Source organism: Nitratidesulfovibrio sp. 1201_IL3209, assembly GCF_036763125.1.
Classification (GTDB): domain Bacteria; phylum Desulfobacterota; class Desulfovibrionia; order Desulfovibrionales; family Desulfovibrionaceae; genus Cupidesulfovibrio.
In genome coordinates, this window is the sequence record NZ_JBAIYT010000024.1 from 14,062 (window position 1) to 26,565 (window position 12,504).

The 12,504-nt window shown below is 68.3% G+C and carries 9 protein-coding genes; 2 read left to right on the plus strand and 7 right to left on the minus strand.

Going from position 1 to position 12,504, the window contains the following annotated elements; all coding sequences use genetic code 11:
• Positions 1–58: 58 nt before the first annotated feature.
• Both V6B97_RS11675 and V6B97_RS11680 read right to left on the minus strand, forming a co-directional pair.
• Entirely contained in the window at positions 59–1,366 is a 1,308-nt protein-coding gene (locus V6B97_RS11675) for a cytochrome ubiquinol oxidase subunit I (RefSeq protein ID WP_333506688.1), read from the minus strand.
• 3 nt (positions 1,367–1,369) lie between these two features.
• Positions 1,370–2,524: a peptidase gene (locus V6B97_RS11680; RefSeq protein ID WP_333506689.1), complete on the minus strand. Its 1,155-nt coding sequence runs from the start codon at positions 2,522–2,524 to the stop codon at positions 1,370–1,372.
• Positions 2,525–2,910: 386 nt separating this feature from the next.
• On the opposite strand from V6B97_RS11680, the gene V6B97_RS11685 reads away from it, so the two are divergent.
• Entirely contained in the window at positions 2,911–5,487 is a 2,577-nt protein-coding gene (locus tag V6B97_RS11685; RefSeq protein WP_333506690.1) for a mechanosensitive ion channel domain-containing protein, read from the plus strand.
• A gap of 230 nt (positions 5,488–5,717) precedes the next feature.
• Entirely contained in the window at positions 5,718–7,463 is a 1,746-nt protein-coding gene (locus tag V6B97_RS11690) for a sigma 54-interacting transcriptional regulator (protein ID WP_333506691.1), read from the plus strand.
• Between the two features lie 149 nt (positions 7,464–7,612).
• On the opposite strand, the gene fliW is transcribed toward V6B97_RS11690, so the two are convergent.
• Genes fliW through flgN form a run of 5 tightly spaced genes read right to left on the minus strand, consistent with a single transcriptional unit; the run spans position 7,613 to position 12,504 of the window.
• Positions 7,613–8,158 carry a flagellar assembly protein FliW gene (fliW, locus tag V6B97_RS11695; protein WP_333506692.1) on the minus strand — a complete coding sequence of 182 codons (546 nt, stop codon included), beginning with the start codon at positions 8,156–8,158 and terminating at the stop codon, positions 7,613–7,615.
• Positions 8,134–8,373 carry a carbon storage regulator CsrA gene (gene csrA / locus V6B97_RS11700; RefSeq protein WP_007526389.1) on the minus strand — a complete coding sequence of 80 codons (240 nt, stop codon included), beginning with the start codon at positions 8,371–8,373 and terminating at the stop codon, positions 8,134–8,136. The genes fliW and csrA overlap by 25 nt, the downstream gene beginning before the upstream one ends.
• Before the next feature lie 15 nt (positions 8,374–8,388).
• Positions 8,389–9,912 (minus strand): flagellar hook-associated protein FlgL, encoded by a 1,524-nt coding sequence (flgL, locus tag V6B97_RS11705; protein WP_333506693.1) that lies wholly within the window; start codon positions 9,910–9,912, stop codon positions 8,389–8,391.
• A gap of 18 nt (positions 9,913–9,930) precedes the next feature.
• The gene (gene flgK, locus V6B97_RS11710) at positions 9,931–12,039 is read right to left on the minus strand and encodes a flagellar hook-associated protein FlgK (protein WP_333506694.1); all 2,109 of its coding nucleotides are present in this window, start codon (positions 12,037–12,039) and stop codon (positions 9,931–9,933) included.
• Positions 12,040–12,504 (minus strand): flagellar export chaperone FlgN, encoded by a 465-nt coding sequence (gene flgN, locus V6B97_RS11715; protein WP_333506695.1) that lies wholly within the window; start codon positions 12,502–12,504, stop codon positions 12,040–12,042. It abuts the gene before it with no gap.

The window sequence follows — 12,504 nt, forward strand, 5'->3', positions numbered from 1 at the left end:
CGTCGCATCTCCCTGCGTCGTTGCTGCCGAAAGATCACAAATGCATATTCCGGGCGGCCTAGCGCGCCAAACGGCGTTCCACTTCGTGCGCGATGTAGGTTGCCAGCGCGTTGCGCTCGGCCGGGGTGCCGCAGAAGGGCGGCATGTAGGGCAGCAGTTTGCCCTGCCCGGCCAGTTGCGCCTCCAGCCCGGCCACGCCGCGCCTGGCCGCGCGCGGCACCATGTCCAGCATGGGGTTGCCCATGCCGTGGCAGCTGGAACACTGCTGCGCCCACAGGAACCGGCCCACCTCCAGGCGGTTGGCCTCGGTCACCTCGCGCGCCCCCGCCCAGGCGGTGAGCGACAGCGCGCCGTCGCGCCGCATGCGTTCCACGTCCGCCGCGCGGATGCCGTTGGAATACATGTAGCCGTGGATGACCCACGGACGGCGGCCCGTTTCGCGCACCCACTCGAAGGCCCCCACCTGCGCAAGGCCCAGCAGCAGCACCACGCCCGCCAGCACGGCCCGCGCCCTGCCGCCGGCCTTCACGAAAAAGGCCAGCCCGCCCAGGAACAGCAGCGGCGTGACCACCGGCCAGGCCAGGACGAAGGGACGGATGTCCTCCGTCCGGCGCAGGATCATGGCCTGCTGGTCAAGGGGAAGTGAGGTGAAATACCATGCCGCGCCCAGCAGCAGCCCGATGAAGGGCACACAGACCCACTTGGCCGACCAGCGGACCATGGTCTCCCGCGTTTCCGGGTTGGGAATGCGCAGGGCCGTGATCATGGCGAACAGGCCGGACAGCAGCAGGCACAGCGAAAAGCGGAACACCAGCGCGGGCCAGAAGGTGGGGTTGAAGAACCCGTCCCAGAAGTCGCCGGTGCGCAGCCATTCGCCGGGGGTGAGCATGAAGCCGATGATGCCGTTGATCATGAACAGCGACAGGAAGGCGAACAGCGCGTACAGCCACCCCGCCGTCATGTGGTCCCTTTTGCTCATGCGGCCCGAGATGCAGCGCTGGAAGGTGTAGTAGTACACCAGCAGGGCCGCGATCTCGCCCAGGAAGAACACCCACTCCGTGGCCCAGCCGTACAGGAATAGATGCACCAGTTGCGAGGTGGCCGCCGGGCTGACCAGCGAGATGATCAGCCAGATACCCACCCCGGTCACCCCGCCGAAGACCATGGTCAGCAGCACGAAGAACCGGCTGTGCCGCTTCACCCACTGCAATATCTCGTTGCTGCCTTCGGCGTGGCCCTTGCGCTCGGCCATGACCAGGAAGAACCCGCCCCCCACGGCGAACTGGGCCACGAACACGTGGATGACCGAAATCAGCGCGATGAGCAGGCCGCCGTTCACCGGCAGTTGCCAGACCGGGTACTGCATGGCCTACGCCTCCTTCCCGCTGCGGCGGGCGATGACCACCAGCCACCACACGGCGGCGGCCCCCGCCACCAGCGACACCACGAACAGCGCGGCCGCGCCGTCCTGCCCCGCCATCGGAAGCTGGGGGGGAATGGCCGGCACGGCGGCCGCCTTCGCCATGGACGCGTTCAGGTGCGGGGCCAGCCACGCGTCGCGCAGCACGGCGCGCATGGCCGCCATCAGAAAGATGACCCCCACCGTGGCGCCCGTGGCCAGCCACACCCGGCGTTGCCGGGCGGCGACGAGGGCCAGCGCCGTGCCCGCAAGGCCCAGCGCGAAGGCGCCGGTGGCCAGCCCGTGCCCGCCCATGAACAGGCGCGCCATGGGTCCCGGCAGGCTGAACAGGAACCACGCGCCCAGCACGAACTGGGCGTAGGTGGCGTGGGTGAACCACTTGAGGCCCTCGGTGATGCGCAGGTTCCAGTCCTGCGGCCCCTGCGGACCGGAGGCCACGGGGCCGCCCGCCTTCAGCAGCAGTTGCGCGCGCCCGGCCACGAACAGCCCGCCCACGGCCACCGCGCCCGTCACCATGTGCAGGTAGCGCGGCAGCAGCGAAGGTTCGCCCCAGTTCAGCAGGGTGCCGCCGGGCGAGGCCGCGTAGCCGGTCCAGCGGGCCGGGTCCAGCATCAGGGTGGCGTTGTTGGTGAGCACGAAGGCGTTGACCAGCAGCAGCGCCACGCTGATGCCCGCCACCAGCGTGCGGCGCGGGCCGAGCACGGCGTGCCCCAGGCCGTACAGGTAGAAGCCGTAGTAGGCCATCATCACGAAGCCCACGATGCCCAGCCACCACACGGCCATCAGGATGGAACTGGGGTAGATGAACTGCCCGTACAGCACCTGCAGGAACAGCAGCGGCGGCACGCCGAAGTTCACGGCCAACGCCATGGCGCGGGGCACCCAGGCCGCCGTCTCGCGGATGTCCGTGTTGATCTGGTCATTGGGCGCGAACGGCGTGCGCAGCGACCGGAACAGGGTGATCACCGCCGTGCCCAGCACCACGTTCATGAACAGCAGGTGCACCACGAAGGTGAGCAGCAAGAGCGCCTGGAACCACCCCCACGGCCCCGGTACGGGGTCGGGCACGGGCACCAGCGCGGCGAGCGGCAAAGCCGGGGTCATGCCGGTTTCCTCCTGGGTTCGCCAACCGTGGCCCCGCGCGTTTTCCGGCCGCGCCGGGCGGCCGTGCGCCGGAACGGGCCTTCCGCTCCGGCCGGGCACGCGTTGCGCGCAACGCGTGCCGGACATGGGCCATGGGTGACGTGAATACTTGCATTGTTCCCCAATTTCCCTAACCGGGCAAGCGGTTCCGATGAAAAATCAGGCCGCGCGTCCAGCGGCCGCGCATCCGCCGACGTTGAAGAACGCGCGGCGTCGGCGTATATGGTGAAGTCCGGCCCGCGCCGACCGCCTCGGAGCCGCCTCGGAGCCGCCGCGGGACCGCCCCCACCCGGCGGACGGACGCGGAAGACGCCACGCCCCCCAAAAAACACAGGATGCAGACCTTCATGCTTCATGCCCCCATACATCGCCCGCTCGGCGCGTCGCCGCGCCGCCCCGCCCCCGCCCCGCACCGCCCGGCCGTGCTGCTTGCCCTGCTGGGCCTGGCCCTGCTTGCCTGCTTCGCCCCCCAGCGCTCCGGCCTGCTCGCCCCCCGGCCCGCGCTGGCGGCCCAGGCCGCGCCCCCGGTCACCGACGCGGCATCGTCCCTGCCGGACGACGCGCCCAAGGACGCACCGGACGGCCAGCAGTCCATGGACGTCATCTGGCAGACGCGCGGCCAGGAACTGACCACGCTGGTCCAGGAAACCGACCGGCTGCGCAAGTCGCTGCCGGACATGGTCAAGACCCTGGACGCCCAGGTGGCCGCCATGCAGCGCGACTACCAGCGCCTGTTCGCGCTGTACCAGCTGAGCCGCAACCACCCCAGCGAAATGGCCGCCATCCGCCGCCAGATGGCCTCGGTCCAGCGCACCCTGCTGGGCCGCCTGGCCCCCATGGAGTCCATGGACGCCGCCGTGCGCCAGCGCCTGGACGACTTCAACGCGCTGGACAAGGAACTTTCCGGGCATCTGGCCGCCGAACGGTCCAGCGACCTTTCCAAGGATCTCTCCGAATACCTCGCCAAGCTCACCGAGGGCCGCAGGAACCTTACGGCCCTGAGCACCCGCCTTTCCCGCGCGCTGGACCCCGGCCATGCGGTGAGCGCCAAGCTGGCCCAGGCCCTGGAGCAGATCGACGCGCAACTGCCCGCGCTGTGGCGCACCTACTATCTGGTGGCCTCCAGTTCGCTGATGGACCTTCTGGTGTGGCAGTCGCTGCCCGCCAACCTGGCCGCATGGTCCGACACGGTGGAGGTGCGCCTGGCCACGGAGTTCCCGCAGAACGCCCGCGACTGGGGCGCGCTGCTGCTGCGCTTCGCCTTCCTGGCCGTGCCCCTGTTCCTGCTGGGCAGGCTGGCCCTGCGGCGCGGTTGCCAGCTGCCCGGCGGCTGGGCCCAGAGCTGCCGCAACGTGGCCGCCCGCAGCTGGCCGTGGATCGCCATCGGCATCGCCCTGCACTTCGCCTCGTGGACGCGCGGCGGCGAGGTGTACCGGGCCGTGGTGGTGCCCGCGCACCTTCTGCTGCTGTGGGGCGAACTGACCCTGGTCTGGAGCCTGCGCGCCACCGGCCTGGCCGGGGTGCCGCAGCGCTCGCCCCTGTCGCTGCTGTTCGCCCCGGCGGCCATCGGGGTGCTGCTGCTGTTCCTGAACCCGCCCGCCGTGCTGCTGGCCCCGGTGTGGGCGCTGTGCATGGTGGCGGTGCTGGCCCTGCGCGCCCGGCGCGGCAAGCCCCGGGTGCTGCCCCTGCTGGAACGGGTGCTGCTGGCCTGCGAGCCCGCGCTGTGCGTCATCTCGCTGCTGGCGGCGGTGTTCGGCTGGGCGCGGCTGGCCATCCCGTTCTTCCTGGTGGGGCTGGCCCTGGCCGTGGCCCTGCAACTGGGCGCGGTGCTGGTGGCCTTCGTGACCCTGCTGGCGGAACGCCTGCCGGAAAAGGGCATGCGCGCCCTGCTGCGCGGCCTGGTGCTGGGCCTTGGCGCGCCCGCCATGTGGGTGGTGGCCGCCGCCACCCTGCTGCCGTGGATGTCCGCCTTCCCCGGCGGGCCGTACATGATGCGCCAGGCGCTGGAACTGAACGTCAACGTGGGCTCGGTGTCGTTCAACTCGCTGCGGGTGCTGGGGCTGGTGCTGCTGTTCTACCTCACCCGTTCGGCCATCGCCGTGGGCACCTCGTTCCTGGACAACCTGCCCGCCCGCCTGCCCCGCGTGGAGCGCGGCGTGATACCACCGTTGCAGACCGGGCTGACCTACGCCCTGTGGGCGCTGTTCGGCCTGGTGGTGCTGAACGCGCTGGGCGTCAGCCTGACCAGCCTCACGGTCATCGCCGGGGGCCTCAGCGTGGGCCTGGGCTTCGGGTTGCAGACCATCTTCAACAACTTCTTCAGCGGGCTCATCCTCATCTTCGGCCGCTCGCTGCTGGAAGGGGACATCATCCAGATCGGCGAGACGTGGGGCACGGTGCGCAAGATCAGCATCCGCTCGACCACGGTGGAAACCTTCGACAACGCCGTGATCTTCGTGCCCAACGCGGAGTTCGTGTCCAACCGGCTCACCAACTGGACCCGCAACAGCCTGCGCATGCGCCGTGACGTGGCCGTGGGCGTGGCCTACGGCTCGGACATCGACAAGGTGACCGAACTGCTGAAGCTGGCCGCCGCCGACCACCCGCACGTGCTGCGCGAGCCCGCGCCCAACGTGCTGTTCCAGGAATTCGGCCCCAGCAGCCTGGACTTCGTGCTGCGGGTGTGGGTGGACGACCTGAACTACGGCGCCTCCACCGCGTCCGACCTGCGCCGGGCCATCGACCGCCTGTTCCGCGAGAACGGCATCGAGATATCCTTCCCGCAGATGGACGTGCACGTGCGCGCCATCGAAGGGCTGCCCGGCCCCACCCCGTCCGCGCCGGAAAGCCAGGCCGCCCCCCGCGGCAAGGCAGGAACCACCGGCCCCGGCGGGGACGACGACACCTCCCGCTCCGAGGTCTGACGCCCCCATCCCCCACAGTTGATGTAACGGAGCGCCAGGAATGCCATTTTCTCAAAAATGGCATTTCTGGCGCTCGTTTTTTTCGTTAATTGTCAAAACACTTCCACACCAAGCCGTCCCGCCGCCCACACCGCCCACACCGCCCACACCGCAACAGTCTAGAATCGTTCCCTGATTTTCCACATCACCCCGCCCCGCCGCCACGGAACCATCCTTGCAACGCAGCGGGCATGCCGTGCACGTTGCAAAGCCTGAAACTCAAGGCCCTCTACGCCATCAGCCAGGTCTTCGACCGGGCCCTGAACCTCGAACAGTCGCTGGAGGACGTGCTGCGCGTGCTTTCGGAAACCCTTTCCATGAAGCGCGCCACCATCACCCTGCCCGACCGCGAGACCGGGCAGTTGGTCATCGCCGCCTCGCACGGGCTCACCCCCGAGGAACGCGGGCGCGGCGTGTACCGGCTGGACGAGGGGGTGACGGGCGCCATCTTCCAGACCGCCCGCCCGTACATCGTGCGCGACGTGCGCACCGACCCGTTGTTTCTCGACCGCACCGGGGCGCGCAAGGTGGAGAAGGGCAAGATATCCTTTCTCGGGGTGCCCATCCTGAAGCAGGGCGCGCCCATCGGCGTGCTGAACGTGGACCGCCTGTTCAGCGACGAGGTCTCCACCTCCGAGGACGTGGAATTCCTGGGCATCGTGGCCACCCTGGTGGCCCAGTTCCTGAGCCTGAACGAACAGGTCGACGAGCGGGTGGACACCCTGCGCCGCGAAAACGTCAAGCTGCGCACCCGCGTGCTGGACGAGCGGGGCGACTACATCGTGGGCCGCAGCGCGGCCATGCTCGACGTGCAGCGCCAGATAGAGCGCGTGGCCCCCACCAGGGCCACGGTGCTGCTGCTGGGCGAATCGGGCGTGGGCAAGACGCTCATCGCGCGGCTGCTGCACAACCTTTCCGACCGCATGGTGCACCCTTTCGTGAAGGTGAACTGCGCCTCCATCCCGGAAACGCTGCTGGAGGCGGAACTGTTCGGCCACGAGAAGGGCGCCTTCACCGGCGCGGCCACCGGCCGGGCCGGGCGCTTCGAGGAGGCCCACCGGGGCACCATCTTCCTCGACGAGATCGGCGAACTGCCGCCCGGCGTCCAGGCCAAGCTGCTGCGGGTGATCCAGGACCGCGAATTCGAACGGCTGGGCAGCAACCTGACCCACCGCGTGGACGTGCGCATCGTGGCCGCCACCAACCGCGACCTGGCCCAGCTTTCCGAGCAGGGGCGCTTTCGCCAGGACCTGTACTACCGGCTGTGCGTGTTCCCCATCCGGGTGCCGCCCCTGCGCGAACGGCCCGACGACGTGGAACGCCTGCTCAACCACTTCCTGGCCAAGGCCGCGCGCGACTACCGCCGGGTGATTACCCTGGCCCCGGACGCGCTGGGCCTGCTGCGCCGCCACGAATGGCCCGGCAACGTGCGCGAGATGGAAAACCTCATCGAACGCCTGGCCATCCTGTCCGAGTCGGGCCAGATCGACCGGCGCTTCCTGGAACCGCTGCTGGAGCATTCCGCCACAGAGAACGCCCAGCCCGACTGGCCGTATCCGGCCGCGACAATGGGGGTGGGGGGAGTGGGGGGAACAGGGGGCATGGGGGGAACGGGAGGTATGGCGGGCATGGGGGGCGGCATGGGGCTGCACGGCCATGCGGACGTCATGGCCGGAGCCGGGCCCGGAGCCGGGCCGTCCCTCCACGACGCCCACGCCGGGCACGGCGACGGGAACGCCCTGCACGGGGATTCCCACCCCACCACCCTGCGCGACATCGAGCGCAACGAGATCATCGCCGCCCTGCGCCGCAACGGCTGGGTGCAGCACCGCGCCGCCGCCGCGCTGGGCATCACCCCGCGCCAGATGGGCTACCGCATCCGCAAGATGGGGCTTTCCGGCCTGGTGGCCGGGGAACGCGCCCGCCGGGGCGACTGACGCAAACCGCCTCCTCCACCGGCCACGCGGGAATTTCGGGAGCCTGCCGTGTCCGCCGTATCCGTTGTCGCCATGCGAAAGGGCGGCCCCCATGGGGGCCGCCCTTTCGTGTGCACTGCCGTTCATCCGGCGGTCCGGGCCAGCCGGGCCTACGCCTCGCCGTCCTCGCCGTTCCCGGTCCCGTCCGCGTCCTTGTCCGCATCCTTGTCCTCGCCGTCCTCGCAATCCGGCGCGCGCTCCGCCGGGCAGCCGCCCTGCTCGTGCAGGTAGTACTGCGTGGGAAAGCGCCCGTCGGTCTGGGGCACCTGAAGGCCCAGCCGGGCCTCGTGGTTGATCAGGATGGGGCCGGTGAGGTTCAGGGCCGTCTTTTCGGGCCGTCCCGGCGGAATGGACACGGTGACCAGCACGGCCACCTGGCGGATGGTGCGCAGCCGCAACAGCTTCTGCTCCGCGTCGCCGACGCGGATGGGATAGTCGTCGAGGAAGCTGTACGGGTCGCCCACCAGCAAGCCCAGACGCGGGTCGTCCATGCTTTGCAGGATCAGGAAGGGCGCGCCCTCGCGCAGTTGCAGCAGCGTGAACTCGTGCCTGTCCTCGAAGCCCATGAGACCCCGGGGAAAGTACAGCACCTTGTCCAGCGCCACCTTCTGGCGGCCGAGCCGGGTCTGGATCACTCTTTCGTTCTGTCGTGCCATATCTGTGTCGCCGCGAGCAGGTCAGCGTTGCTGGTTTCGAGCGCCATGCGGTTTTCCTCCATGACGCGCCGGTAGACTTCCTCTCGGTACACGACCATGTCGCCGGGTACGTCGAGCCCGATCTTGACCTGCTTTCCCTGCATGCCAAGGATGGTGATGCGGATGTTGTCGCCGAGGTACAGGCTTTCGCCCGGCCTGCGCGTAAGTATGAGCATGGGTGCCGCCGGCCCTTACAGGAAGTTCGTGAGATTCATCTGCATGATCATGGACGACGACTTGAGCACGCTGTTGTAGGTCAGCTGCTGCTGCGCGAGCTGCGTCATCAGCTTGGCCACGTCCACGTCCTCTATGCTGCTCATGCGCATGGTCTGGTCGTCTTCCTGCGACTCCAGGATGCCCTGCACCACGTCGAGCCGGTTTTCCTTGCCGCCCACCCGCGCCGCCGCCGTCAGGATGACCTTGGAGGCGGTGCCCAGTTCGTCCAGCGCCTGCTGGATGCCGGTCTGGCTGTTGGTTTCGGTGTAGGCGATGAGCCTGCCCACCACCTCGAACATGTTGCGCCCGTCGCCGCCGTACACCGCCGTGGCGTTGGACTGCCCCGGCGCCTGGTACAGCCCGCCGAAGATGTCCTTGCCCACGTTGTTCACCGACATGTATTCGCCGGGCGAAATCTCGTACTCCAGCGCGGCGCGGCGCGGCCGGATGACGAACTGGTCGCCCGCCGTCAGCGCGTTGCCCCCGTTGGAGGCCAGGGTCAGGAAGCCGCCGGGCACCAGCAGCGACACGGGGCCGCCCGTGCCCGAGGCGGTGGCGGGCACCCAGCTTGAGCCGCCGTCCAGGCTGTACGAATAGCTGATGGCCCCGTTGAGCGTGCCCGACTGGTCGATGCGCACCATAACGTCGCGCTGGAACGACCCGTCGGCCGTGGCCGCGATGTCGGCGGCGCCGTACCGGTCGGCCGTGAGGCCCGTCGAGGTGGAGTCGTCGCCCTTGTAGATGGCCGTGGGCCGGATATACAGCCAGGTGCCGTTGTCCGTCTCGTGCTCGTTGGCGGTGTCCACGGCGGTCACCGTGGCCCCCGGCGTCATGGTCAGGCGCGCCCCGCCCAGCATCACCGGCGCGGCGTTGGAGGCCAGGGTGCCGGTCTTCCAGGTGGTGCCGCCGTCCTCGGAATAGCGGTAGTCCAGCGCGTCGGTGCCGATGGTGCCGCTTTCCAGGAACTGGAACACGATGGTGTTGCTGGCCCCGCCCTCCACGGTGAACGTGGTGTTCGACAGGGCCGGGTCGTTGGCGGTGACGGCCAGCCCCGCCACGTAGGCGGCGTCCTCGATCTTGTGCCCGGCGAAGATGTGCCGCCCCTCGTTCTCGGTGTTGGCCAGGTTGATGAGCTGCCCGTACAGCTCGCGCAGTTCGTAGCTGATTTCCTTGCGGTTCTCGGGGCTCACCGTGCCGGTGGCCGCCTGCTCGGCCAGCGCCTTGATGCGGGTGAGCACGGTGCTCACCTGGGTCAGCGTCTTGTCCGCGAGGCTCAGCCAGCTTTCGGCCTGGCTGACGTTCTTCTGGTACTGCTCGTTGGTGGCCAGCGAGGCGCGGTAGTTCAGGATGCGGGCCATGCCCACGGGGTCGTCCGAGGGGCGGTTGACCTGCTTCTGGCTGGACGCTTGCATGTTCGATTCCATGAGATTGGACAGCGCGTAGTTCATGTTCGAGATGTAGTTGTCGAACATGGTCCGCTGCGAGACGCGTCCTGCCATGGGAGACTCCTTCCGTCGCTACTGCTTGAGGCCCAGCAGCGTCTGCATCATCTGGTCCGCCGTGGTCACCAGTTTGGCCGCCGCCTTGTAGGCGTGCTGGAACTTGACCAGGTTCGCCATCTCCTCGTCCAGGTTCACCCCGGCCACCTGGCTCTGGCGCTCGTCAAGGTCCTTGGCCAGCGTGGCGGTATAGGCCGCGTTGAACTTGGTGGACGCGGTGTCCGCGCCCACGGTGGCCACGATGGCGCTGTAGTATTCCGACAGGGTCTGCGAGCTGGCCCGCTCGAAGGTGGTGGCGATGGTCACTTCCTTGGTGGCCAGCGCAGCGATGGCCGTGGCGGTGTCGTTGTCGCCCGCGTTGGCCTCGCTGCCGCCGTTGATCTTGCCGGCATTGATGAAATTGGTGTCGCTGCGCACGTCGGGCCGCACGGCGATGGTGGACGCGTCCGAGCCCTGGAAGTAGGTGTTCAGCCCAAGGCCCGCCAGCAGGCCGGACGAATCCCCCCCCACGCCGAACTTGTAGCCGTCGTTGCTGCGCACCACCAGCTTGTTGTCCACGATGTCGGCGGTGATGTAGGCGCCGAAGGTGTTGTTCAGCGCGTCGCGCACGTCGTTCAGCGAATGCACGGCGGGGTCGAAGTTCTGGATGCCCGGCGTGACCGAATCGAAGTCCAGCGGGCCGGAGGCGTTGGAAAGGTAGGCGCCGCTGGCGGCATCGTAGACGTACATGCTGAAGTTGCCCGATTCCAGCCGGTCCAGCCAGGCCAGGCCCGAACTGTCGGACCCCAGGGCGATGGACGGGTCGGACACGCCGTAGGTGCCGCTCATGACCGACATGTGGTCGAGCCCGGCCCCCTGGCTGTGCAGGCGGTTCACTTCCCAGATCAGCGATTCCGACAGGGCGTTGACGCGGTCCACGTAGCGGCCCACCTGCGTGTCGCGGAAGATCATGTACCCGCCGATGGTCCCGCCGGTGATGCGCCGGGGATTGTCGGTGCCGTCGGCCATGGTCTGGGGCGAGATGTTCAGGGGCGAGGTGGTGGGCGTTATCCAGTACACGCCGCTTTTGGGCGTGACGGTGAAGCGGTCGCCCGCCGTGAGGTCCTGGGTGGCCCCGCTGAAGTAGATGTCCAGCCCCTGCACCTTGACCTTCTGGTCCTCAGGACGAGCAGCAAATAACCGGTCGTTGCCGTTCTCGTCCTTGAGCCAGGTCTTGCCGCCGTCCAGCGAGACGCGGAACATGGCCGCGCCCGCGCCGCTGGTCACCGCGCCGGACTGCACCACGTCGAGGGTGTATTCGTACTCGTCCGAACCGTCGAAATGGATCTCGCCGTCGAAGTTCGAGCCGGGCGTCAGCGACGCCTGCGACTGCGGCCCCTGGTAGGCCAGCGAGAAGGCGTTCACCCCGTCCACCAGGGTGTGCCCGGCCTTGGTGACCACCGTGAACTTGCCGCTGCCGTTGTCGATGACGTCCACGTCGAGCTTCTGCGCCAGTTGGCGCACCAGCAGGTTGCGGTTGTCGATGAGGGTGTTGGCGTTGTTCTTGCCCGGCTCGTCGTGCATCTCGATCTGCCGGTTCAGTTCCGCGATCTGCTTGATCAGGTTGTTGGCCTCGCCCACTTCCTGCTTCAGGTACTGGTCCATCTGCTGCTGCATGATGCGCAGGTTGGACTCGGCATTCTGCAACAGCTTGACGAGGTTGTCGGAATGCGAAAGCAGGGCGTCGCGGCTGGCCTTGTCGTCGGGCCGCTGCGAAAGGGCCTGCCAGTCGGCGAAGAACTGCGACATGGCCGCGTTGATGCCCGGGGTGGACGATTCGTTGAACAGGCTTTCCACGCTTTGCAGCATTGCGTACTGCGTATCCCAGCGGGACTGCTGCGAGGCCTTGTCCAGGTACGACTTTTCCACGAAGCCGTTGAAATAGCGGTACACCTCCGCCGCGTAGGCGCCATTGCCGATCTGACCGGGAAAGCCGTCGAGGGCGGGGTACTCCTCGAAGCGCACCGCCTGGCGCGAATACCCCACGGTATTCACGTTGGCGATGTTGTTGCCCGTGGTCTGGATGGCGGTCTGGTTCGCCAGCAGCGAAAGCTGCCCCATGTTGAGCAGCGAGGTGACGCCGGACATTTACAGCCTCCCGCGGATGAGCGCCGCCTCGGAGCGAGCGGTGGTCATGCCGCCCTTGCGCCCGTAGGTCTCCTGCCTGGGCGGGGCCAGACGGCGATGCAGGAAGTCCAGCAGTTCCTGGCTCTGGTCCAGCAGGGCCAGGGCCAGGTCCGCGTTCAGCGAGGCCTGGCGGGCGCAGTGCTGTTCCTGGGCGTCGATGCGCGCGATGATGGCGCGCACTTCCTCGGCCTGCTCCTCGGGCAGCATGTCGGCGTATTCCGAAAGCCGGGTGCGCTGCATGGCCGCCTTCAGGTCCACGCGTTCGCAGGCCAGCTGGCGCATCAGTTCGTGGATGGAGAATTCCACCGCGCTCACGGCGTCGGGGTCGCGGCCGCGCAGGTGGGCAAACTCTTCCTCAAGAAGCAGCGCCAGCACTTCAAGGCCCTTGGTCTGCCGGACAAGATTGCCGCGTATCTGGTCGTACAT

What these genes read in the sequence shown, in the direction of transcription:
- V6B97_RS11685 (WP_333506690.1), top strand. Translation starts at nt 2,911, where the DNA reads ATGCTTCATGCCCCCATACATCGCCCGCTCGGCGCGTCGCCGCGCCGC.
- flgL (WP_333506693.1), bottom strand. Translation starts at nt 9,912, where the DNA reads ATGGCAGGACGCGTCTCGCAGCGGACCATGTTCGACAACTACATCTCG.
- fliW (WP_333506692.1), bottom strand. Translation starts at nt 8,158, where the DNA reads ATGGCACGACAGAACGAAAGAGTGATCCAGACCCGGCTCGGCCGCCAG.
- V6B97_RS11675 (WP_333506688.1), bottom strand. Translation starts at nt 1,366, where the DNA reads ATGCAGTACCCGGTCTGGCAACTGCCGGTGAACGGCGGCCTGCTCATC.
- V6B97_RS11690 (WP_333506691.1), top strand. Translation starts at nt 5,718, where the DNA reads ATGCCGTGCACGTTGCAAAGCCTGAAACTCAAGGCCCTCTACGCCATC.
- flgK (WP_333506694.1), bottom strand. Translation starts at nt 12,039, where the DNA reads ATGTCCGGCGTCACCTCGCTGCTCAACATGGGGCAGCTTTCGCTGCTG.
- csrA (WP_007526389.1), bottom strand. Translation starts at nt 8,373, where the DNA reads ATGCTCATACTTACGCGCAGGCCGGGCGAAAGCCTGTACCTCGGCGAC.
- V6B97_RS11680 (WP_333506689.1), bottom strand. Translation starts at nt 2,524, where the DNA reads ATGACCCCGGCTTTGCCGCTCGCCGCGCTGGTGCCCGTGCCCGACCCC.
- flgN (WP_333506695.1), bottom strand. Translation starts at nt 12,504, where the DNA reads ATGTACGACCAGATACGCGGCAATCTTGTCCGGCAGACCAAGGGCCTT.